Below are 19257 nucleotides of genomic sequence, written 5' to 3' on the forward strand. Positions count from 1 at the left end.
GGTGTGGAAAGTGACATCAATCTTTAGGGTAGATTAAAAATTACACACTTTAGGTGAAGTCTCAACTTGTATGAAAGTGATATTCAGCATACTCAGAAAAAGGAATTTACGATGAACAGCGCTACTATAAATTGTGAAGGTTTTGATACCGAAAAGTCTTTTGAATTTATCTCAAAAACAGGTCGAGTATCAAATGTAAACGGCAATTCATTTTACATTTCAGATACAAAAGATGGAACGGAATCGTTGATAACGTTAGTGTCGAAACTCCCTCTTCGTGAAGGTCACGTTGTAAGTGTCCTGTATGCACGAGATCCCGATTTGGGCGCGTCAGGCGTCGTTGGCGTGCATATCCATGATTTGAAAGAAACCTTATTTGTTGAATTTAACCCATTTTTCACCCAATTCAATAAAAATGAAGCCCGACAATTTTTTGGTTTACCTCCAGCTTGGACAGTGAACCTAATGATTTTCGCTCTGTCTTTTGGCGGTTGTTTTTTATTAGGTTACGCCCTTTTGGAAGGGGGGGCAGGTGGTGTCTTCGTCGGTTCGCTATTAGCGTTGTTTTTTGGGTTAGGTTTTACGAAATTAGGCTTAATTCTTCGGGCGGCTTCAGAAACCAAAACAAGCCATTCAAGATTTCACTCGATATGCTCCAATTCAGTAAAGGCCGTCGATGTTAATGTCGGAGTTCCTACTCGTTTGTAAACCGTGAATTCCACGAGAGGTCTGTATTGATTCACACGGTCACGATGTACGTGTGCGCTAACTGCAATGGTTAGAAAGCACGCGTACTCAAAACAAGCAAAATGAGCTGGCTAATTGCAAACTGAGACTCATAACTTTGCCATAGTACAAGGGCAAACTGAGTAACACACTGTCCAATGGGCAGCGAGGAAATTCCTCTAACTCACCTGGTTATTACGCCATCTGAAATGTAATCAGTCTTTTGACTGCCCCTAATAACTCTCTCTGAGTTAACAACGTTCCCATACAAATCTTGTTTACACCCCAAATAGTCCCATGAATAACTGGAGTCCAGATATGAATGTACTTAACTTTCTTGGTTTCGATTGCCACATTGTTAAACGTCATTACGCCAATGGTGCGATTGCGCTTGAGCTGATTGCAGCAGAAACCGATAACAACATTAATAATGACACCTTTGCCGGTGAACCAATTTGTGTTGCGACAACCTGTGTTAGTAATGCCAACCTACTGACAAATGAAACATGCATCAAAAACTACAGTGAAAACACTGGAATTGAAGATGTTCTTGTCGAGGCTGGAATTATTAAATTAACCGGAAAATCATGCAGAACTGGCTACGTCAGTGTGCCAATTGTCGAAGTTTTGATTTAGTGATTTTCTCTCATTGTTGACCATTGAATAAATGGAGATACCACATGACTACTTTCGAACAACTGTCAGCTTTAGTAGACATCGAGATCAGTCTTATTAAATCTGTCAGACGCATTAAATTGCTCAATAGACCACCATCAAATTTACTCACTGATACCTATCAATCATTCAATGATTTGAAAGCTAAAAGTGCCCAAATAGATAGTTACGCAGGCGACTGCATCATTGCTCGTATAGAACATCTTTTTCAAGATGACGTTATACAACCCCTTCTCAAGAAGTAACCCATCGCTCGGAGTTTGTAACCCAACAAACGCCAACGGATAGATCCCATCTAAACCCCAATAAACCTAACCCAACACGGGACTTATTAGCTTACCCGTGTGGTGGCCTAGTACGTCTCAAATTCCAGTTCTTGGAGGAGCTAACTCATGCCACGAAACATCCCAATAAGTAAGTTTGCTGACTTTATCTTGTATTACAAGATAAACGGCAAGGTGAAGAAGAAAATGTTTGAAGATACAGAAGCAGGAAATGTGTATCGCTACGCTAGGTCATTCCCGCAAGGAATCGCTTGGAAAATTAGACAACTACCCTCACAGCAACAGGTGTGATTATGAATATTGAAATGACAGAAAAAGCCATGGCAGAACCGGTCGCAATGCATCTAGAAGGTGCTGATGTAGCCGTCGTTGTGGAATATTTTTTAGGTCGCCTAGTTAACGAGATCCCCGAAGAGAATCTTGAGGTGGTCCTTAAATCATGCAGTTCAGAAATCGATATTCATTTTAAAAAATGACATCTGCACTTACTAAACCCCATGTGCTTACGCACGAAATATACCGAGGAATTACTATGTCTTTCACAACAAAACCAGCAAATTTGAATTGTAACCTAATGAGCAAATTTGCACTCACTTGCATCATTGGCTTGTCATCTTCCACTGTAATTGCAGATTGTCAATTTGGTGCAGAGACGATCCCTGTTGGTGAACAACTTACGATTCGTGATGAATTCTTAGTCGAGGAAAGTTACCAGCATTACCTCAACCAAGGTTACACGACTCAACAGAGCAAAGAGTTCGCAATGTCCAGTGACTGGACCGTTGTTGCACTTGAATGCACTCGTCAATTCGTACCTAACCCTAATTTCACTCCTGAAACAGCTGAACATGCCGGTTCCCAATTTATTTACGTTGGCGACGTGCTGGTGGCTGGTCAGTTTCAACGTACTTTTTTACCTGTCGTGATGGGTTTGGAAGTAAAGAAAGAGGAGCGTTCTCATGTTCAATAAAGTGATAGATGCTGAGTGGGTTATGATTAATAACTCTCTTACCCCATGTAAGTTTAGTACTGCCTTTCATGAGTACTTGTGCTTACGACGTCACGATAATCATTTTGATTACGATACGAGCAAACACGGGTTACTTACACCGACCAGAAACTACTCAATTGAGTTCTTAATGGCTGCGTCTCATTCATTTGTCGAATTTGGGGATACGTTAATCGTTCCACTGCGTGCTTCGAATGAAAACATACAAGAAACGATGTCAATTAAGTTTGTCCCATTCCTGACTGATGAATTGGCCAAGCCCCTATGGTCTAAGTATGCGAAACATCAAGCCATAAGGACTATCGGAAGATTTGCTGAATCAATGCAGTCTAACAAAAGCTATGTTTGGTCATGGATGAAACTTCAAGCTTCGGAATCTGTAGCGAATGAAACAACCCCAACTCAAACAAACAGCTTAGAAGATGATCTAAAGGCGCTCTTATTTGAGTTCCGAGAAGATGAACAAAACAAAAAACTTCGTCGAAATACCAGTTTGGCTATCGACAAAGGTTATTTTGAAGGGTGCGAATGTACTTTGGCTTACGTGCAGTCCAACCTCATCAGGTTGTTACGTAGTCATGGTATTCGAGTACCAGAACAATTTTAACTAAAACAAAAATTGCTCCCATTGGGAGCAATTTTTTTCATCTTCCATCTGTTACTGGTTCAAACTCAACCATGTCACCGCAGATGTCCCCCAGCGTGTACTCTTTTGTGTTTTATATTCTTTTACTCCACTTCCAATTCGATAGAGCAAGATCGCTTGGTCTTCAATATTTGATAGCTTATTACTCAAATCTCCATCACCAAACTGTGTGATAACTTGATTGATGAAGTCGTTCAGTGCATCTGATTTCTGATTGATGTTGATGGCCACTATGTCACCTTCACTGAGTGTCGCAAGGTGTTCGTCCAAATCGGAATCGCGCCAAGTGGAAGGGTCAGCAAAACCATAACTATGATACTCAGCATTGGCACTCTTTCTGAGAAAGACTTGCAAGTTGCCAGTTGGTGCTTTCAACCGGTCCATTTCCAATGTTCGATCACATCGATTTGAATCAGCGTCTGAGCAAGTTCTCTGAACGACGTATCGCCAATCATGAGGTGAGTCGATCCAAGGGAATTCAATGCTAAAGTTCGCTATTTCTGCATCCGGAGTAAAATAGAAAATGGGTAAAGCTGTCCCTGTTTTATCAAGGTTGACCGTGATAGATACCGTATCACCTGGTGCGGCAATCTTATCACCAACCATCATGTCATGGGTGTTACTGGCATCAGCGGTGATTAAAGCCTCATGTGGGCCTTCCACTAAATTTCCTTCACCACTTTCAAGTGCTGGAATAGTGACTAGTGTGTGAGGCGTATTGTCCAAATTAAGCAGCTGCACATCAGAGGTGATAATTTCGAAGTTTTGGTTCAAGTAGTCATTGTTTGTCGAGGGTATGACCTGAATATCAAATGTGCCTGCATTGTACGTCGAGAGGCCATCGCTCGTTTCGAAGGTGATGTCGTGATGCATCCCAAGATCATCATCCGTCGGATTCATTTCGATGACACCCAAGTCATTTAATCGCATGAAGTTAGGCTTATTGATTATATTGACCACGGGCTTTCCGTCGGTCTTGGTTGACTTGATTTGGGTGAAGACATTTTTTTCTTGTCCAGATATAAGGTGTGGTGGCAACGTGAAAGATGTTCCACTCGAACGTACATTCACATCGACAATCCCGTCTGTAAACAAGTTCGACTCGTCAGTCACTCTATATTTGAATGTCTGAATGCCATCATTATTTGGTGATGGGGTATAGGTAAAGGTGCATGGGGGCGTCATCGTCACTAAACCATAATACGGTTGCTGGCTTACCATGCAGGTGTGAGAGTCGGTTGGGTTTTTGTCTGTCCAAGTCCCGGCCACCGTAAAAGGAGTCCCTTGTGATATATCGCCAGTCTTGTGTTCAGCGATAGGTGGATACAGTTGCTGAATGGAGTTATAACGCACCTTCCCTTGTGACCAGTTGAAGAAGCCGAAATATCCCGGTGCAACGGTTAGATCATTGACGTCAAAGATTGTAGCGCCATCTAACTTGGTCACGATCCGATTCGGAAATAGCTGCATTTCAAATTGGTAGGGCTGGCCATGCATCCATTCTACATTTCGCTTCTTACCCAAGATGGTGTTTTGGCCTTGTTCAACATCATGAACCGTCCAGCCATATGATTTCATCTCATCTAAGGTGCCATTGAAATAAATTAAACTGAATCCATTGTCTGCGCCGGTTGGCAGTTTTTTCCATGAGAAGAGGTAAAAACCACCAGCAGTAGGATCGCCATAAATGAACCCGATGTAGTCATCGTCTCCAGCTCCCGCATCTACTTGAATGACCCCTTTGAAGGTTCGATATTCGTATTTGGTTGCACTCATAAACGCAGTGGGGTGTCCGTTGATGCTTTGGTAGACACTTTGGCCATCTGAACTCACCGTCCAGTCTCCTGACGCAGCTTCGCCGTACTGCTTCCATGTATGCAAATTCACTTTATCTGACTCAGCGTTAGCGACACCGACGGACATTAATAAGTTTATGGCCACGCAAGAAAGAAGGTACTTTGTATTGAATTTCATGGCTTGTTCCTCCAATTAATGAATCGGTGAGCCCGAGCTTTCGCTGATATTGTCCTTGAGCTCGGTACGCAAGCGATCCAATGAAGCCTCACAAATATCCATTAAATCGACGTCAGCATTAAACCTAGCAACCGACAAGATGCTACTGATGAGCAGTTGGCGTAAATGCAAGGGCGTCTCATCTGTTACACCTAACACTTTTAACGCGGCCACTAACCGGACAGTGCTACTTATTTCTGGGGAGGGCGAAGTCGTATTGGTAGTCATGATTTACTCCAGTTTTCTTTTGCTGCGCACGATGTCGGAGATCGGCTATGTAAACCGAGAATAACTCAGCATCGAGCAAAGAAATTCAAATAAGCAGGCCGATCTATGCGATTAAATTGACATAACTAAGGGGGGGGGGAGGTCCCCAAACGGCTCAATGGAGCCATTATTAGCCGGTAGGGTTTGTCAATTAACTTTCGATATTCGTGTCGCTAATTTGTAAAAGGAGACATTGGGGCGTGTATAACTGAATTGAACACAAACAGTCAGTAGACATAAGGTATTTAGAAATGATGAACAAGAATATGAAGAATTTTAACTTTCGAATTACATGCATTGGCTTGATACTAATGCTGAGTTGTGGGATGGCACTGTTTTTTCAAGCAGCAACGAGTGGTTACCCGCTTTTTGAGTTTGTAAAAGAAGTCGTCTTGGGAAACAGTCTTCCAATTGAAGTCAAAAACCTCGCGATGTTTCAGCTACTTCCAACTTTAGCGGGTCTACTGTTGACTATTGGCGGAACGAAAAAGATGATCGATGAGAAGAAATCTACCGAATCATCTGACGTAGAAGAGCAAGCGTAATCGGTTTAGTGACCTCATAAGGGGTATTATGAGGTCTTACTGATCCAAAACTCACCGTCGCATGGGCCAACGAATGGAATGGCTTGACCACTGTTTAGGTACGAGTCTTCGCGTGACTCTCTGGGAGAGACAACTGAGTGATAAGTAATTGGATTCAAACTAATAAAGAACCCAAGCTTCATCGGCTTTGATTTTCGATCCGAATATACTCGGCTGCGGTATTGGTGACCGGTTTGTCTCCGGTACACAATATCTTCACGACCAAAATGGTTAACCAGTTCTTTTGTGCTTACTTTCAGTGACAGTGTTACTGGAGCCAACGACACGATAGCTGTGCTAAAGCCGAGTCTAATCAGTTCCTCTCGCATTTCGTTGTATTTCTGAATGTCATCAGCTGGGGTAGCGGTATATTTACCTCGAACTAAACTCACTTCTTCAGTACTGGTGATTAGATTAGAAGAGTGTGCAACGTTTTTGTAAACACCGATACGAGTCGCGTCCGATAAAAATATCGGTTCACGAGAGCACCTTTTTTCAGAAAGCGTTAGAGATTGGTGTAAGTCGTAAATTTCTTCCGCTTGTTTTTGAAGTTTATTGAATAGGTTCAGATCGCCATTGACGTGACCTATCCATCGAATATGTTGAGGTTTGGTCAGACGAAGATGGCCCGATTCAGTAAATTCTTCACTGTATTTTGGGTAGCAATGCGAACCAAATGACTCCACTTCACTTGAAGAAGAGATCACATCGTCGAAGAACTGTTCTTCTAATTTGAAGAATCGCACCCAATCAGCGTTGCGGTTTGTCATTCTGGAAGACTCTCAAATAACGTATTATGTTATTGTATACAATTATTGGTTAAAAACAAAATGAGCCTTGTATGACGAATAAATTGCCAGTAAAAGTGGTTGAGAACATAGGTGTTGATTGCTTTTCTCGATGCCCTTATTGCAATACAAAGGTCATTGAAAATGCGGTTGTTGTGAAGCATCTCGAAACCAAGCAATTGTCAGTAGCGCATCAAGAATGCGTCGAGGAAAAGGCGCTAGACACTTAAAGGAGCTCAACTTTATGCAAGAACTATGGTTATTGGTGATCTTCTATATCACATTTGGGTTTTGGGTTGGATGCGGCACCGCTCCCGCAATTCTCGTATGGATTAAGAACCCACACGAAAGCACTTCGTGGAAGCTCTGGGCCGTCACCTTCAGTTTAGCAGAAGGGCCAATTGGGTTGCTTTCCATCAAAAATTGGAACATGGAGTAAAGGTTATGCGTATGTCTATTGGAAGAGGTTATAAGAGACTGACAGTCGCCTTTACTCTCTTGGTCGTCATGTTGTATATCGAACCTGTTTCTTCATTGTTAAGCGTCGATACCAAATCTCTAGCCGATATTTCACTCATTCTATGCTCGATATGTGTGCTCTCTATGTGGATACAGACAAAGTTAGTTAACGACCGTATCTAACATCATCCGGCGACACCTTTTCCGCGATGTCTAACAGTATAGCGACTACCGCTCTTTGAACATCTTGCTTCTGCTCTTCAAGAGTCGAGCCAAATAAACTGATCTTCCTATCGACACCCGTCGCGATGGCATAGCCAGCTGATGGGTAGAGCACGATATTAAACGCATCACTAATTTTTAGTTCGTAAGTGCCGTCATCCAAATTTGACCATGAAATCATCTCTCTCTCCTGTGAGTTAAGTGCATTGAAGTACCAACAATAGCATCACCCAAAGTGAGTACACGGTAGTTTTGAGGAATATGAAAAAAAATTTTGGAATCTCAGAAAAATTGAGTAGGTTTAAATCAAAAGGAATACATTCTTATGTTAAAGCAAACTTGCTCACTCTTAACTTATTACGTGATGAACGTCGTCACGGTAGTTATTCAAAACCTGAAATTCATCATTCCGGCTCTGTGTATCTTAATCTCCTGTTATTTTGGTGATTATGTGTTCATAGTCGCAATGGGCGTCTTTCTCTTACAGGCTAAAGCCATTAAAAACATCGCCTATGAAAAGATTGTGCTCGATGATCCGACGCACACAAACCTCTCTATGTTTCATTCCGAATATTGGCACCGTTGCTGTAAGACGGCCAAACTTATGACGAAGTTCTCTGTTTTTTATCTACTCTTGTTTGCACTTGATGCATTCAATTGGAACGACACCTTTATCAATAAAAGGTATACCGAGAATCTGGCCTTAGATAATCTATGGCCTTGCTTATTATCGGGCTGGAACTATGTTCTTGTCCTATTGGTAGCGTTCATGACTTGGGTGATGATTACACCGATAAAATTAGTATTCGGTAGCACCGAGATATTGATGCTGGAGTGGTATCCGATCACTAATCGTTGGAAACAGGCATCAGATATAACCCTCCATTTGGCAGACCCTTACAAACCAATAAAAGGTAAAAAAGATCAACTGATCAGAGAGATGACGATGTTCACTGACGCGTTGAATGGTAGTGGATTTCAATCACTCAGCGTCAACACTCACGTAATTAGTGGGAAGTTGTGGGAACTACTAATAAAGGTAAAGTTAAGTGATGCGGTCGTCGATGTGAATAAGAAGCCCAAAAACTGGCTCGTCATTACCGTGTATAAATTCGCTGTATACATTAATCAGTGTGGGCTTAAGCGAAAATCCTATAAACAGTATCGTAATCTGATGGCTGAACAAAGGTTCGAGAATAACCACATCGTGAAAATTCACTACAATGACAAGCCGAGAAAACGTGAGTCGATCCTGATTAAATAGCGCGTGTTAAACAAAAGATAGTAATGATATGGCTCTCAATGTGGGAGCCTTATTCATACATCAGTTTGTCGTATTCTTTCAGGATAGTCGTTCCGTATTTGGTTAACGATAGCCAGCGTGGACGCCTTCCGGAAATCGGTTCTATTCCCATTTCTATTAAGTCATGTCTGGTCATATTCGTGATTTGGAAAATTGGTAGCGTTGCTTTCTTGTTGGCATGTTTAACGGTATCACTAAGGAATTGGTATGACTGACCACTGCTGCTTTCGATTCCGTAAAGTGCGGCTATCACAGTCATTAAGTTACCGTTTCTCGTAGCATCAATGAGTATAAGAGTTGAAAATGAAACATTATATTTATTAGTCAATATGCGAGATACGTATTGCAACCCGCCGTCCTTCAATTGCTTCGACATGAATGTCATCTCCAATATACTGCCCATAAAACAGTGAGTTGAAATTTTTTAGGCTTTCCATTCAATCATGAACAATCCAGCATAACAATGGCCGCAGCCAAATATAGTGATGGCTCAAGCGAGCTAGTCCTTAACAAACCCGATCGATGTTGTATATCCAGGTTAAATCCAATTTCAGGAGTTGAGATATGCAGACAAAAGAAAGTGAAATCACGTTTAACACTGGTCGAGGGTATTCATCGAGTGGCCAGCAAATACATGCAAAAGTTATCGAAGATACTGGCGAAACACTCCGTGTCCGTTTTTCAGATCAGACTCGTGGTATAGACGGAGAAATAGAGGTATCTGAGCTCACAGCGACCAATATCATGCGCGAATATGATGCTGGTCAATATAAAGGGGTGTGACGGTTATGAATTCAGGCATCTTAAGTACTACAGGCGAGACACAGGATAAAATGAGCACTCAAGAGGTGGCGGCGTTTATGTTGGAGTCCGGTGGACATTACACTGCGGCAGGGTTGTCAAAAGAATTGGGCATCTCACTGGCTAATGCGTCTGGAAACTTATATAACATAAAGACCTGCAAGAAATATGAAACCGAACTCGTAGGCACGCCTGTTACCGTGAAAGTCGTCGATATACGCGGTCATAAGAAAGGCCAACGACTGTGGTCACAGTTATTGTCTAGCTGTTGGTCATAGTTTTAGTGACAATGTAACGTTAGTTATCATCTTGGAGAAAGTTATGATAAGGATTGTTCGTAATCTAATTTATGTAACTGCTTTGCTCGTTTCGTTTTCATCTTTAGGAAATGAAATGTGGCGTGGGTTGGTTGTTGCAGAAGAGCATCGTTGCTCACCCTATGACAAGGATGCTCAGTATCCTTACCCAGCCTCTGTAGAGCACGCGATAGTGGAAAGTATGGAAGGCCATATTTACGGTCCATATACTGGAATCTACTACCAGTCGACGTCTGAGACAGACATTGAGCATATTGTTGCTGCGAGTGAGGGGCATGATAGTGGACTCTGTTCTGCGAGCACAGAAACCAGAAAAGCATTTGCAACCGATCTATTGAACTTAACTCTTGCATCCCCAGCCGTGAACCGTTGTAGCGCTACAGGGAAATGCGGTTTGGATGCAGGCGAGTGGTTACCACCAAGAAACCAATGTTGGTTTGCGCAACGTGTCATTCAAATAAAAACTAAGTACGGTCTTAGTGTAAACCCTGTCGAAGTAAACACGTTGGAGAGTGTTATCCAGAATTGTCAGTCGTTTGAGATGGTGTTTTACCCACCTGAAGGAAGTACGCCTAGCGAATACATCAGCCAAACGACGGGAGATGCGTTGTCAATGTATGACGATAACAACAATGGACGAATCACTTGCGCAGAAGCTCGAAATCATGGGATTGCACCAGTAACGGCGCATCACCCAGCATTCGCCTTCATGTCTGACCGAGACGGCGATGGTATTGTGTGCGAGTGAATGGTTTACTGCTGTCGAGACTTGAGTTTTGACAGCGTTCTCTTTGATAGCTTCCTTCCGAGAAACATAAACAAGCCGAAACAGATCAGACCAACCCCGACACCATAGTCATTGAAAATATGAACTAGAGCCAACCAAGCGAAACATAATATAACGACTAAAACTGCAAACCTAACTAATGGCATGGTAACACCTTTAAAATTTATCAATTATTGCAATAACTTAACATTATTTGTCCAAAACCCAAATATTGAGATCATAGATATATTGGTCTAAACAAGAATCAATACGATAGCATATTATGTTATCGTATACAGGGCTCTTCACCTCAAAGCAGCGCCGTCTCAACCTACATCACACCCCAAGTTCAGTAGATTCGGAATCTTTGAAAGACATTCACTTGCCTTTTATCTAAATTCAAGGCTAGAATCACACTGTATAAATGAACAGTATCGATTTATGAATATTTTAACTTATCCGGTGAGTGCAGGTGTGGTTGGGTTTGAGTCCCCAGCTGCTGAATATAAACAACTGGAGTTGAGTCTCGATGAGTTGCTGGTGGAACACCCATCATCGACTTTTTTAGCTCTGGCACAAGGAGACAGCATGCAAGGGGTAGGAATATTTTCAGGTGATGTACTGATTGTTGACCGAGCTCTTACTGCAAAGGAACACGACACTATCATCGCAAATTTAAACGGTGAAATTGGTTTGCAAAATTTTAGATATCAAAGGTCGTCGCTTACTCAGTGCAAACGATTCTATGAAACCGGTCAAAATTGATGACCACGATTGCTTCTCAATAGAAGGAGTGGTGTCGAGTTCCATTAGATTACATCGCGTATCAACAATGTTTTCGGGTTAACTATGTATTCATTGATAGACGGAAATTCTTTCTACAATTCTTGCCATCAGGTATTCAGACCCGATTTACGCGGTAAGCCAGTGATCACCGTTAGTAACAACGACGGTTGTGCCGTAGCGGTAAATAATCAAGCGAAAGCCTTGAACATTCCTAAATTCGAACCTTACTTTAAAATCAAGGCATTATGTGAGCAGCATGGCGTTACAGTCTTCTCATCGAATTACGAATTGTACTCTAGTTTGAGCTTCCGCATGATGCAAGTGATTGCTCGTTTTGGACCTGAACAACTGATCTATTCTATCGACGAAAGCTTCCTAAATCTGGAGAAGTGCGTAAACATCCCTTGTTTACGAGAGCATGGCGCAGCAATTAGAAAGGCAATATGGAAAGAGTGTCGGATCCCGGTCTGTGTGGGAACCGGCCCGACGCTCACCCTTTCAAAATTAGCGAATCATGCAGCGAAAAAACTACCTGGTTATCAAGGGGTATGTGTTTTGGATTCAGTGAAAGAAACCCAACAAGTTCTCAAGGCTATCGACGTGGGCTCGGTATGGGGAATTGGCCGGAAACGCACAAAGGCACTTCAGTTCATGGGTATTACTACTGCAGCGCAATTAGCGAATTTGTCACCATCGAAGGCGAGAAAAGAATTCGATGTCGGTGTAGAGCGCACAATACGAGAACTGAATGGTGAAAAGTGCATTCCATTCGATGTAGCAAGAGCCGACAAACAACAGGTATTTTCCACGCGCAGTTTGGGTAAGCGCATAACGGAATTCGATGAACTTAGACAAGCAATCAGCCTGCATGTGGGCATTGCTTCACGCAAGATCCGCGATCAACAGTCACTTTGTAAAGTGTTGGTTTGCTTTGCAGGAAATTCACCATTTGACGAAAAGCCGGTTAGTTACAAAGCGACTCATAGATTTGAGTATGCGACAGCTGACGTTGATACCTTAACCAGCGCGGCGTGTGCTCTTGCACACTCACTCTACAAAGAAGGCGTTCAATATTACAAAGTAGGTGTTGGGCTAATTGATCTCGTTGATGGTAAGCATGAGCAAGCCGATCTATTTAACCCTCAACCCAATAATGCGAAGTTAATGGCTTCGTTTGATCAGATTAACGCGAAATACGGCAATGACACTATTTTTATGGCTGCGCAAGGAACACCAACCAACACATCTTGGGGCATGCGTCGCGAAATGCTGTCCCCGCAATACACAACTAAGTGGAAAGACCTGCCAAAAATCGCCTGTTAACGACATATACCCTCCAAGCAATTTGCAATCTATTCGCTATTTCAAGCTCTCTATTTGTACTTATTTAAAATTAGTTATTTGATACTGAACTCAATATTCGAATAACAGAGTAGAGAGCAAGAATGGCAGACATGCTGAAAGACCCGTTTATAAGCCAACGACTCCCCTCAACTTCAAAACCTGCATTTGATGACTGGATTAAACGCCTCCCCGTTGGCAATCAGCTGCCACGGGGGAAGTACTTCAAATGTAAGCTTGTAGTACCTAAGCACCAGTCAGAAGAAACAGAACTACAGTTCAAGCCTTCGCGTTGAAAGGAACAGATATGACTTCAATAAAGATCGTTTCTACAGCACAACGACTTTACCAATGTCGTGAGCAGCAAATATTTCTGTCAGGAGAGCAGGGGTTCATTGAAACATATGAAAAATGGTCACCTGTAATACGGTTAACAATGGCCAGATTCAATTGTAATGAGTTGCATGCTCTAGTCAAAATCTTAGAAATCACTGAGAAGCGACACGATTCAGGCATGTTTACTCATTTGTTGTCGGCAGTAGCATGTGAGATGTGCGAACCAACACTTACCGTTAACTCGAATTATACGACCGAATTCAAAGCGGGAGTTATTGCGAGCAGAAAAGGGGAGAAGTTTGACCCTGAATGCCATATCGAGTGGCAAGAAGGCTACATCCGAGAACAGTTAAGGAGGGTGGCTAATAATGCTCAAACTCGATCTCACTGACTATATGGGGCCTGTTGATAAAGCTTTACTCAGGTTAAGCATCCTAAGTATCGGGTCGCATGTCATGTTAGTGACTAGCTTCAATGGCGAACTCTTCGGTTTCGTTGAAACACTGATTACCTGTTGCTTCGTTTTGGTAGTGGCAACCATTGCCTACAAACAGAAAAGAAAGCTGCGAGCAGAGCAACTTTGAGTTCTTCCTTCTTCCATAGCGTCGTCTAAATATTGAAACCCGATACGAAGTTAAATTGGGAGACTTAGGATGTATAACAAACTCACAGTTAATCTCAGGGAGAGAATATGAAGACAGTGACAGAATTACACACGATGAATGTGGCTCTATATTGCCCTCACTGCGGAGAAGAACAAGATGGTTTTTGTGTCAACCCAGCGGGTGGTGAATTTGAATGCGACGATTGCCATAAGCCATACAAAGTCCACTCTGAAGCCGATATCGAACATAGATAATCAGCGGTGATGACCGCAGTCCAATACTCCATATCAATAACATTTAAATCTTGTAAGGAAACGAGTATATGAAAAGAAATGTACACAGAGAGATTGAAATTAATTGGTTGAAAACAGTTTGTATCGTGTCACTGATAGCTTGGACTGTATTCCTCAGTTTCAACGACTCTTTACTGATTGTCGAGCAGGCTTGGCTCATCGTTATACCTTATTTAACTTCAGCCTTTGTTTGGTTAACGTCACCAGCCAAACTGATTGCCATCGAGTATTCATACACTTATGAGCATCAGTCTTAGAAATCAGTTAGGAACCTGTTACTCACCACTATAGAACACCTCGGTGTAATTTATCCCCACCGATGGATATCGATTGTGAGATCAATGGAGAAAACAAGATGCTTAAAAAAAGAACGATAAATGATGCGATGTCTATAGTATGTATTTTCTTATTTCTGGAGATACATTACCTGCATTTGATAATTGAGCAACCAGAGCTGTATAACAACCTAAAAAGCTTAGTAGCTATGGTTCTGGTCATTCCGCTCATTAGTATTGCTTGTCGTATCGATCTCCTAGCCAACAAAAAGGTACTAGCCAATCCAGCTGTGATTCATCTAACAACACGACAATGCGAGTTAATATGGCAAGGAAATAAGTTAAGTAAAATTTCACCGATACCAGTAAAGCAACTGCTCTTAGATAATCCTGATAGTTTCGCGGAGCTGGTGGGTTCGATGTTACGGGAAGCAAAGCAACCTGGGCTTACATTGATGCCTTTGTTAATCGTTCACTCAATGCTTGAACTGACGAAGTTAGAGGAAGAGGAACTTGAACGTTTGCTTATGGGCATTGGTGCTGCAAAAGTCGTGGTAGTTGATGAGCCTGAACAAATAGAAACAGCCAGAAAAGCTACAATATTGCCCGACCTATTTGGTGATGCGTAACGTAATGAAACCCCGCAGCTGTCAACATCGGGGTTTCAACAGGCTGATTATGTTCTTCCTCTTGACGCTCGTTTCTGTGCCATTGCACCGTCTTTTGCCAATATCCCACGACCGTATCTCATCACCATAGCCGGTGTTGACCAACGTCCAGCTTGCTGCACTTGCAAGATGGTGTACCCATCAGTCAATAAATCCTGACAAGCGCCAACTCTTGCACTGTGGCCAGTAAAAGTAGCGATACCAACCTTACCCAAATTAAGGGCTTCCCATGCTTTATTGAAAATCTGCTCAACAGTCCATGACGTCATTTTCTTATGGTTTTTCCCGCTTTCAGGGTGAGTGGGGTCGATTAATTTTGGCCTGTAAGGAGTGTTGTGTCGGCTGATCCCAACGAACAAAAAGGCTTGTTCATCGGTGTCATCAAGCCCTGCCAATTCAACATATTCATGAATAATATCAACAGCTTCTGGACTAAATACCACTGTATCAGGTTCACCACTATGATTAGATTTAGTGATAGGGATAGTGAGCAATGCCGTTCCGTCACCTGGGTACTCTAAGTGGCCAAAACGGATATTTGCGATTTCCGATGCCCGAAGTAGAGTTTCATAAGCAACAGTCAACAATGCCAGATCACGTCGATACCGTAGGACAGGGGAATGTCGCCATAATTCGGTTATTCTATCTAAGTGTTTTTCTCGAAAGGCTGAAGCTTGTACTATTCGTTCACCTGCTTCAACTTTCCTGCGAAAGATACCGGCCATCTTGTCACGAACGATTTCATCAAGAAAAGGATCCGGACAACCTGAGATCCGATGAATTTTAGAAATGGCCCAAGCATATGAGCGGTTTGAGTTACGATGTAAGTCGTGGACTTTATCTTCAAAGAACAGTTCGATTGTTTCTGCGGCTGCTGGCAATGGGTGATGCTCATGCTCGTGACACCATTTCTCAAATCGTGACCAGTTACTGTAGAGCTGAGAAAGTGAGTTCTTAGCATAACGCTCTTCACGTTTATTGAACTCTCTCAAAAGATGGTTAATAGCCTCTTGAATTTTTTGGTACTGTTCGCTCGATGTACCGTGCTTTCGTGCGAGCATGATCGCTTGGTGAACATGTTCTGGTCTTAAACGGGAAAAGTCCGTATGAAGTGAGATTTCAGTGCCGACCATTTCATTTCCAACTTATGCTTTCGTAGTTCATTACAGTTTAACCAATTCTCTCTATTTTTTCTAGATCACATATAATTGTAATTATCTGAGATCTAGAAATGTGCAATTTATGGCTTTAAATCTACGCGTGATTATCCTGACATTCAATTTATCTGAGTTAATTACAGTGTCACTTTTATTGGAGGGTAGGGGGGCTAAAATGCTAACAACAACGCATCCAGTAAATGAACGGTGCATTTTTACCGTGCTTTGCTTCACATGACGACAAACGAACACCGAACAGGTGTTCGTTCGTTCTAGACGTTCGACCAATGTTCGATTAAAATGAATGAAATCGAAATCTGAACTTGAGTACCATCTAATGAGCGACATCAGCACACAGAAAGACCTTACCGCAGATCAACTACAGCGACGCCAACGTGTTTTTGAAATTTGTGATTCGCTCTTCGTTAAAGGCGAGAAAACCAGTGTTCGCAATGTCTTATCAATGATGCCGGACGTTAAATCTACCTCCACGATTAACGTGGATGTCCGTGAATGGAACACTCAAGCTAAGAACAAACGAATGGACCTCTTCAGAGAACGAGGCTTTAGCGATGAATTTGTTGAATTGTTCTCAACTGAAATCACTCGATTAAGTGCCGCTAAAGATGCAGAGCACAATGCCGAAGTTCTCATGTATAAAGATGAAGCAGATCTGGCCAATGAACTCCTTTTGAAGACGGAGGGTGAGCTGGAGTTAGCCGGTGTTAAGCTTGAAGAATCAAACACTACAATTTCATTGAAAGACAAAGAGATAACCAAGCTAACAACCGAACTTGCGCAAAGCGAAAAGAACTGTGAAGGTATTGAACAACGGCTGACGGATGAGATTGGTGACTTGCAGGACAAGTTGAATAATCAAAAAATCGATCTTGATAAGGCGCAAAGCCAAGTGGCCAAGACTGAGGTCAAACTCGAAAACCAAGAAACTCTAATAGGCAACTTAGAAACTCAGCTCAATGAATGTCGAAACAAGATATCCGAACTAAGTGACACTGTGACTCAGAAATCCGGAGAAATCATCAGGTTCGAAACTCAGGCTCAGGGCGATATTCAACTGATCAAAGAATTACGTGAGAGTCGAAACAAATTCAGCACTGACCTAGCAGAAGTTGAAGCGGAATACATAACAACAAAATCTGAAAACGCACGCCTAGCCAGCGAGTTAGAGCAAGCAACGATAAGGTTTGGTACTGCATCAGAACGACTAACCTCTCTATCAGATCAGTTTACTGAGCTACGTATGTCTAACAATCAAAACATTAGTACCATCGAAAGACAAGGTGCCTTCAGTAGCCGCCTAGAGGATGATGTTAAACGTCTTACACAGCAAAACGAAAGTCAAAAAGAAGAACTAGCGAATAACCAGACCATCATCAAAGAACTTGAGGCCAAAAACCTTCAATTGGGTAACAATTAAGTCCTATTCATTCGACACTCATTTTTCTATTAGATGGTGTACAACCATATGTGTACTCATCTAACTGGAGAGATTTATGAGAGCGACAACAAGCTTGTGTGATGTGTTCCAGGACACTAAATTTTCGGCAATCAAAGACAAACTCCAAGACATTGCAGAAATCAATCAGAAGTTTCATGAGCAATTTCCCCACTATGGCCATCAACTGCGTGTTGCGAACGTCAACGGGGGCAGCATAGCTATTGAAGCCCCAAACAGTATGGTACTGACGCGTTTAAAGTTCGATAAGCAACAAATTCTTGCTTGGGCTGAGAAGATTGATTCAACAATCACTAACTTGAAACTGTCCGTTAACCCTACTCTTTATAAGTAGTGAGGATCAAAGATTCATGACGAAGGATCAGTCAAGCGGCAAAAATCGATTGTCTATTTGACAACAATGAAGCTCGTCCCACCTAAGATGAGTTTGTGGCAATATAATGCGCCATGACAACGTATTGACGAATCCACATGAAAATGTGGCAGAGTGAAAGTCGCCTAACAGCGACTTTTTCATTTCTACAGTAAGTTGCTCTACTCTATTGAGTCGTTCAAAAGACTCTATACATCCGATGCTTGAACCCTGCAGACTTTAAACCATTCACTCAAATCAATTTTGTGTATTTATCCACCAGCAACTAACAAATTTTGTGGATATCTCACTACCCTATAGAGCTCAGAGGCTTCAAACCGATATTTGTACAATCTATGTATGAATTTAAACCCCTTATTTGCACACTTATCATTCACATCAGAGTTTAATTGATTGAGACATGAAATGAACCTAATCGAGATTTTCTGAAAACTAGTGCATTAAAGGGGAAACAAAATGGATTTAAATGATTTTTTAGCTGAACTAGGTAGCTATAGCCACAACGCTCAGATAGTTGTAGAGGATTCTTTAGTTGAGCAAGCTAAAGAGCACATTGCGCTTCATGTCACAAAGTCCAGTGGTAGCTTTCAGCGAATTGATTTTTCACAAGATAGAAAGTTTGTTGAAGAAGAGGCTAAAGGCGCACTCGAACAACTGAAATGGAACAGTCGATATTTACCTCTGTTCGGGTTTATACCACGAGAGCTTAGTGGCTTCATTGACTTCAAAGAACATTTATCAAAGTTCAACGGCGTTGAGCATTCTTGGGGTAATTGGCAACGAGACTTACAACGAAATGAATTTGAGTTCAAAAGGACGAATAAAGAATTAGCATTCCTTAAATTGCTCGGGTTTGTTGGTTCTTTCAGTATGTTCAATCCACAATTGAATATAGTGCCAATAACGAACTTTGTGCAAAGTGAAAATGACGATTGGGTCGATACATGCCTTTTTGCTCTAATGCGACTGAACAGATATTGCTATGGCAGCATTGTTAATATCAATCCATCACTTAGTGCAACAAGCGATTTGCGTTCAGTTTGCACTTTGATAAAAATTTGATGAGCTTGAGCGTTCAGGTCTTGA

General features: G+C 42.0%; 29 protein-coding genes and 1 pseudogene. 24 read left to right on the forward strand and 6 right to left on the reverse strand.

Features of this window, described 5'->3' with window-relative positions:
- The first annotated feature begins 111 nt into the window (after positions 1-111).
- The 7 genes from BCT34_RS06670 (at position 112) to BCT34_RS06700 (ending at position 3301) form a co-directional block, all read left to right on the forward strand.
- A complete protein-coding gene (locus BCT34_RS06670; protein WP_102305809.1) occupies positions 112-708 on the forward strand; it encodes a hypothetical protein in 597 nt (198 codons plus the stop codon).
- A 336-nt stretch (positions 709-1044) separates the two neighbouring features.
- Positions 1045-1362, forward strand: a complete 318-nt coding sequence (locus BCT34_RS06675; protein WP_102305810.1) for a hypothetical protein — start codon at positions 1045-1047, stop codon at positions 1360-1362.
- A gap of 44 nt (positions 1363-1406) precedes the next feature.
- A complete protein-coding gene (locus BCT34_RS06680; RefSeq protein ID WP_102305811.1) occupies positions 1407-1646 on the forward strand; it encodes a hypothetical protein in 240 nt (79 codons plus the stop codon).
- Between the two features lie 147 nt (positions 1647-1793).
- A complete protein-coding gene (locus BCT34_RS06685; RefSeq protein ID WP_102305812.1) occupies positions 1794-1976 on the forward strand; it encodes a hypothetical protein in 183 nt (60 codons plus the stop codon).
- 2 nt (positions 1977-1978) lie between these two features.
- Positions 1979-2161: a hypothetical protein gene (locus tag BCT34_RS06690; RefSeq protein ID WP_102305813.1), complete on the forward strand. Its 183-nt coding sequence runs from the start codon at positions 1979-1981 to the stop codon at positions 2159-2161.
- A gap of 56 nt (positions 2162-2217) precedes the next feature.
- Positions 2218-2655, forward strand: coding sequence for a hypothetical protein (locus tag BCT34_RS06695; protein WP_102305814.1), 438 nt, complete (start codon positions 2218-2220; stop codon positions 2653-2655).
- Positions 2645-3301 (forward strand): hypothetical protein, encoded by a 657-nt coding sequence (locus BCT34_RS06700; protein ID WP_102305815.1) that lies wholly within the window; start codon positions 2645-2647, stop codon positions 3299-3301. The genes BCT34_RS06695 and BCT34_RS06700 overlap by 11 nt, the downstream gene beginning before the upstream one ends.
- Before the next feature lie 51 nt (positions 3302-3352).
- On the opposite strand, the gene BCT34_RS06705 is transcribed toward BCT34_RS06700, so the two are convergent.
- Together BCT34_RS06705 and BCT34_RS24205 are read right to left on the reverse strand one after the other, a co-directional pair.
- Positions 3353-5314, reverse strand: coding sequence for an Ig-like domain-containing protein (locus BCT34_RS06705; RefSeq protein ID WP_102305816.1), 1962 nt, complete (start codon positions 5312-5314; stop codon positions 3353-3355).
- Between the two features lie 15 nt (positions 5315-5329).
- Positions 5330-5581 (reverse strand): hypothetical protein, encoded by a 252-nt coding sequence (locus BCT34_RS24205; protein ID WP_133150991.1) that lies wholly within the window; start codon positions 5579-5581, stop codon positions 5330-5332.
- A 290-nt stretch (positions 5582-5871) separates the two neighbouring features.
- On the opposite strand from BCT34_RS24205, the gene BCT34_RS06710 reads away from it, so the two are divergent.
- Positions 5872-6165 (forward strand): hypothetical protein, encoded by a 294-nt coding sequence (locus BCT34_RS06710; RefSeq protein WP_102305817.1) that lies wholly within the window; start codon positions 5872-5874, stop codon positions 6163-6165.
- Between the two features lie 26 nt (positions 6166-6191).
- Here the strand turns inward: BCT34_RS06710 and BCT34_RS06715 are convergent, their stop codons facing one another.
- Positions 6192-6974 carry a hypothetical protein gene (locus BCT34_RS06715; RefSeq protein ID WP_102305818.1) on the reverse strand — a complete coding sequence of 261 codons (783 nt, stop codon included), beginning with the start codon at positions 6972-6974 and terminating at the stop codon, positions 6192-6194.
- Positions 6975-7045: 71 nt separating this feature from the next.
- Between BCT34_RS06715 and BCT34_RS24310 the strand changes: the two genes are divergently transcribed.
- Together BCT34_RS24310 and BCT34_RS06720 are read left to right on the forward strand one after the other, a co-directional pair.
- A complete protein-coding gene (locus BCT34_RS24310) occupies positions 7046-7222 on the forward strand; it encodes a hypothetical protein (RefSeq protein WP_157936600.1) in 177 nt (58 codons plus the stop codon).
- Between the two features lie 14 nt (positions 7223-7236).
- Positions 7237-7431: a hypothetical protein gene (locus tag BCT34_RS06720; protein ID WP_081231401.1), complete on the forward strand. Its 195-nt coding sequence runs from the start codon at positions 7237-7239 to the stop codon at positions 7429-7431.
- Positions 7432-7617: 186 nt separating this feature from the next.
- Here the strand turns inward: BCT34_RS06720 and BCT34_RS06725 are convergent, their stop codons facing one another.
- Positions 7618-7854 (reverse strand): hypothetical protein, encoded by a 237-nt coding sequence (locus BCT34_RS06725; RefSeq protein ID WP_102305819.1) that lies wholly within the window; start codon positions 7852-7854, stop codon positions 7618-7620.
- Positions 7855-7998: 144 nt separating this feature from the next.
- Between BCT34_RS06725 and BCT34_RS06730 the strand changes: the two genes are divergently transcribed.
- A complete protein-coding gene (locus tag BCT34_RS06730) occupies positions 7999-8937 on the forward strand; it encodes a hypothetical protein (RefSeq protein ID WP_102305820.1) in 939 nt (312 codons plus the stop codon).
- 49 nt (positions 8938-8986) lie between these two features.
- Here BCT34_RS06730 and BCT34_RS24210 read toward each other — a convergent pair whose 3' ends face one another.
- On the reverse strand, positions 8987-9235 hold the full coding sequence (locus BCT34_RS24210) for a hypothetical protein (RefSeq protein ID WP_133150992.1): 249 nt from the start codon (positions 9233-9235) through the stop codon (positions 8987-8989).
- A 305-nt stretch (positions 9236-9540) separates the two neighbouring features.
- Here BCT34_RS24210 and BCT34_RS06740 point away from each other — a divergent pair, with 305 nt between their 5' ends.
- The 10 genes and pseudogenes from BCT34_RS06740 (at position 9541) to BCT34_RS06790 (ending at position 15125) form a co-directional block, all read left to right on the forward strand.
- Complete coding sequence (locus BCT34_RS06740) at positions 9541-9759, forward strand: hypothetical protein (RefSeq protein WP_102305822.1); 219 nt, start codon at positions 9541-9543, stop codon at positions 9757-9759.
- A gap of 50 nt (positions 9760-9809) precedes the next feature.
- The gene (locus BCT34_RS06745) at positions 9810-10055 is read left to right on the forward strand and encodes a hypothetical protein (protein ID WP_133150993.1); all 246 of its coding nucleotides are present in this window, start codon (positions 9810-9812) and stop codon (positions 10053-10055) included.
- 115 nt (positions 10056-10170) lie between these two features.
- Positions 10171-10842: an excalibur calcium-binding domain-containing protein gene (locus BCT34_RS06750; protein WP_157936601.1), complete on the forward strand. Its 672-nt coding sequence runs from the start codon at positions 10171-10173 to the stop codon at positions 10840-10842.
- Between the two features lie 459 nt (positions 10843-11301).
- A pseudogene (locus tag BCT34_RS06760) lies at positions 11302-11707 on the forward strand (S24 family peptidase).
- A gap of 2 nt (positions 11708-11709) precedes the next feature.
- A complete protein-coding gene (locus BCT34_RS06765; protein WP_102305826.1) occupies positions 11710-12969 on the forward strand; it encodes a Y-family DNA polymerase in 1260 nt (419 codons plus the stop codon).
- Between the two features lie 325 nt (positions 12970-13294).
- Entirely contained in the window at positions 13295-13714 is a 420-nt protein-coding gene (locus tag BCT34_RS06775; RefSeq protein WP_102305828.1) for a hypothetical protein, read from the forward strand.
- Complete coding sequence (locus BCT34_RS06780) at positions 13692-13907, forward strand: hypothetical protein (RefSeq protein ID WP_102305829.1); 216 nt, start codon at positions 13692-13694, stop codon at positions 13905-13907. The genes BCT34_RS06775 and BCT34_RS06780 overlap by 23 nt, the downstream gene beginning before the upstream one ends.
- A 107-nt stretch (positions 13908-14014) precedes the next feature.
- The gene (locus tag BCT34_RS24315) at positions 14015-14182 is read left to right on the forward strand and encodes a hypothetical protein (RefSeq protein ID WP_157936602.1); all 168 of its coding nucleotides are present in this window, start codon (positions 14015-14017) and stop codon (positions 14180-14182) included.
- Between the two features lie 68 nt (positions 14183-14250).
- Complete coding sequence (locus BCT34_RS06785; RefSeq protein ID WP_102305830.1) at positions 14251-14478, forward strand: hypothetical protein; 228 nt, start codon at positions 14251-14253, stop codon at positions 14476-14478.
- 98 nt (positions 14479-14576) lie between these two features.
- Complete coding sequence (locus BCT34_RS06790; RefSeq protein WP_102305831.1) at positions 14577-15125, forward strand: hypothetical protein; 549 nt, start codon at positions 14577-14579, stop codon at positions 15123-15125.
- Positions 15126-15172: 47 nt separating this feature from the next.
- Here the strand turns inward: BCT34_RS06790 and BCT34_RS06795 are convergent, their stop codons facing one another.
- The gene (locus BCT34_RS06795; RefSeq protein WP_102305832.1) at positions 15173-16297 is read right to left on the reverse strand and encodes a tyrosine-type recombinase/integrase; all 1125 of its coding nucleotides are present in this window, start codon (positions 16295-16297) and stop codon (positions 15173-15175) included.
- 328 nt (positions 16298-16625) lie between these two features.
- Between BCT34_RS06795 and BCT34_RS06800 the strand changes: the two genes are divergently transcribed.
- The 3 genes from BCT34_RS06800 (at position 16626) to BCT34_RS06810 (ending at position 19233) form a co-directional block, all read left to right on the forward strand.
- Entirely contained in the window at positions 16626-17759 is a 1134-nt protein-coding gene (locus BCT34_RS06800; protein ID WP_102305833.1) for a hypothetical protein, read from the forward strand.
- A gap of 76 nt (positions 17760-17835) precedes the next feature.
- Entirely contained in the window at positions 17836-18132 is a 297-nt protein-coding gene (locus BCT34_RS06805; protein ID WP_102305834.1) for a hypothetical protein, read from the forward strand.
- A 495-nt stretch (positions 18133-18627) separates the two neighbouring features.
- Positions 18628-19233 (forward strand): hypothetical protein, encoded by a 606-nt coding sequence (locus BCT34_RS06810; RefSeq protein WP_102305835.1) that lies wholly within the window; start codon positions 18628-18630, stop codon positions 19231-19233.
- The last annotated feature ends 24 nt before the right edge of the window (positions 19234-19257 follow it).

This window comes from Vibrio sp. 10N.261.45.E2 (assembly GCF_002875705.1).
Lineage (GTDB): Bacteria > Pseudomonadota > Gammaproteobacteria > Enterobacterales > Vibrionaceae > Vibrio.

Excerpts from the sequence above, each read along its gene's own strand:
- BCT34_RS06720 (WP_081231401.1), top strand. The coding sequence starts at position 7,237 with ATGCAAGAACTATGGTTATTGGTGATCTTCTATATCACATTTGGGTTT.
- BCT34_RS06680 (WP_102305811.1), top strand. The coding sequence starts at position 1,407 with ATGACTACTTTCGAACAACTGTCAGCTTTAGTAGACATCGAGATCAGT.
- BCT34_RS06750 (WP_157936601.1), top strand. The coding sequence starts at position 10,171 with ATGTGGCGTGGGTTGGTTGTTGCAGAAGAGCATCGTTGCTCACCCTAT.
- BCT34_RS06775 (WP_102305828.1), top strand. The coding sequence starts at position 13,295 with ATGACTTCAATAAAGATCGTTTCTACAGCACAACGACTTTACCAATGT.
- BCT34_RS24310 (WP_157936600.1), top strand. The coding sequence starts at position 7,046 with ATGACGAATAAATTGCCAGTAAAAGTGGTTGAGAACATAGGTGTTGAT.
- BCT34_RS06795 (WP_102305832.1), bottom strand. The coding sequence starts at position 16,297 with ATGGTCGGCACTGAAATCTCACTTCATACGGACTTTTCCCGTTTAAGA.
- BCT34_RS06705 (WP_102305816.1), bottom strand. The coding sequence starts at position 5,314 with ATGAAATTCAATACAAAGTACCTTCTTTCTTGCGTGGCCATAAACTTA.
- BCT34_RS24205 (WP_133150991.1), bottom strand. The coding sequence starts at position 5,581 with ATGACTACCAATACGACTTCGCCCTCCCCAGAAATAAGTAGCACTGTC.
- BCT34_RS06700 (WP_102305815.1), top strand. The coding sequence starts at position 2,645 with ATGTTCAATAAAGTGATAGATGCTGAGTGGGTTATGATTAATAACTCT.
- BCT34_RS06685 (WP_102305812.1), top strand. The coding sequence starts at position 1,794 with ATGCCACGAAACATCCCAATAAGTAAGTTTGCTGACTTTATCTTGTAT.
- BCT34_RS06715 (WP_102305818.1), bottom strand. The coding sequence starts at position 6,974 with ATGACAAACCGCAACGCTGATTGGGTGCGATTCTTCAAATTAGAAGAA.
- BCT34_RS06800 (WP_102305833.1), top strand. The coding sequence starts at position 16,626 with ATGAAATCGAAATCTGAACTTGAGTACCATCTAATGAGCGACATCAGC.
- BCT34_RS06730 (WP_102305820.1), top strand. The coding sequence starts at position 7,999 with ATGTTAAAGCAAACTTGCTCACTCTTAACTTATTACGTGATGAACGTC.
- BCT34_RS06690 (WP_102305813.1), top strand. The coding sequence starts at position 1,979 with ATGAATATTGAAATGACAGAAAAAGCCATGGCAGAACCGGTCGCAATG.
- BCT34_RS06710 (WP_102305817.1), top strand. The coding sequence starts at position 5,872 with ATGATGAACAAGAATATGAAGAATTTTAACTTTCGAATTACATGCATT.
- BCT34_RS06670 (WP_102305809.1), top strand. The coding sequence starts at position 112 with ATGAACAGCGCTACTATAAATTGTGAAGGTTTTGATACCGAAAAGTCT.
- BCT34_RS06765 (WP_102305826.1), top strand. The coding sequence starts at position 11,710 with ATGTATTCATTGATAGACGGAAATTCTTTCTACAATTCTTGCCATCAG.
- BCT34_RS06780 (WP_102305829.1), top strand. The coding sequence starts at position 13,692 with ATGCTCAAACTCGATCTCACTGACTATATGGGGCCTGTTGATAAAGCT.
- BCT34_RS06785 (WP_102305830.1), top strand. The coding sequence starts at position 14,251 with ATGAAAAGAAATGTACACAGAGAGATTGAAATTAATTGGTTGAAAACA.
- BCT34_RS06790 (WP_102305831.1), top strand. The coding sequence starts at position 14,577 with ATGCTTAAAAAAAGAACGATAAATGATGCGATGTCTATAGTATGTATT.
- BCT34_RS06695 (WP_102305814.1), top strand. The coding sequence starts at position 2,218 with ATGTCTTTCACAACAAAACCAGCAAATTTGAATTGTAACCTAATGAGC.
- BCT34_RS06675 (WP_102305810.1), top strand. The coding sequence starts at position 1,045 with ATGAATGTACTTAACTTTCTTGGTTTCGATTGCCACATTGTTAAACGT.
- BCT34_RS06740 (WP_102305822.1), top strand. The coding sequence starts at position 9,541 with ATGCAGACAAAAGAAAGTGAAATCACGTTTAACACTGGTCGAGGGTAT.
- BCT34_RS24315 (WP_157936602.1), top strand. The coding sequence starts at position 14,015 with ATGAAGACAGTGACAGAATTACACACGATGAATGTGGCTCTATATTGC.
- BCT34_RS06725 (WP_102305819.1), bottom strand. The coding sequence starts at position 7,854 with ATGATTTCATGGTCAAATTTGGATGACGGCACTTACGAACTAAAAATT.
- BCT34_RS24210 (WP_133150992.1), bottom strand. The coding sequence starts at position 9,235 with ATGACTGTGATAGCCGCACTTTACGGAATCGAAAGCAGCAGTGGTCAG.
- BCT34_RS06745 (WP_133150993.1), top strand. The coding sequence starts at position 9,810 with ATGAGCACTCAAGAGGTGGCGGCGTTTATGTTGGAGTCCGGTGGACAT.
- BCT34_RS06805 (WP_102305834.1), top strand. The coding sequence starts at position 17,836 with ATGAGAGCGACAACAAGCTTGTGTGATGTGTTCCAGGACACTAAATTT.
- BCT34_RS06810 (WP_102305835.1), top strand. The coding sequence starts at position 18,628 with ATGGATTTAAATGATTTTTTAGCTGAACTAGGTAGCTATAGCCACAAC.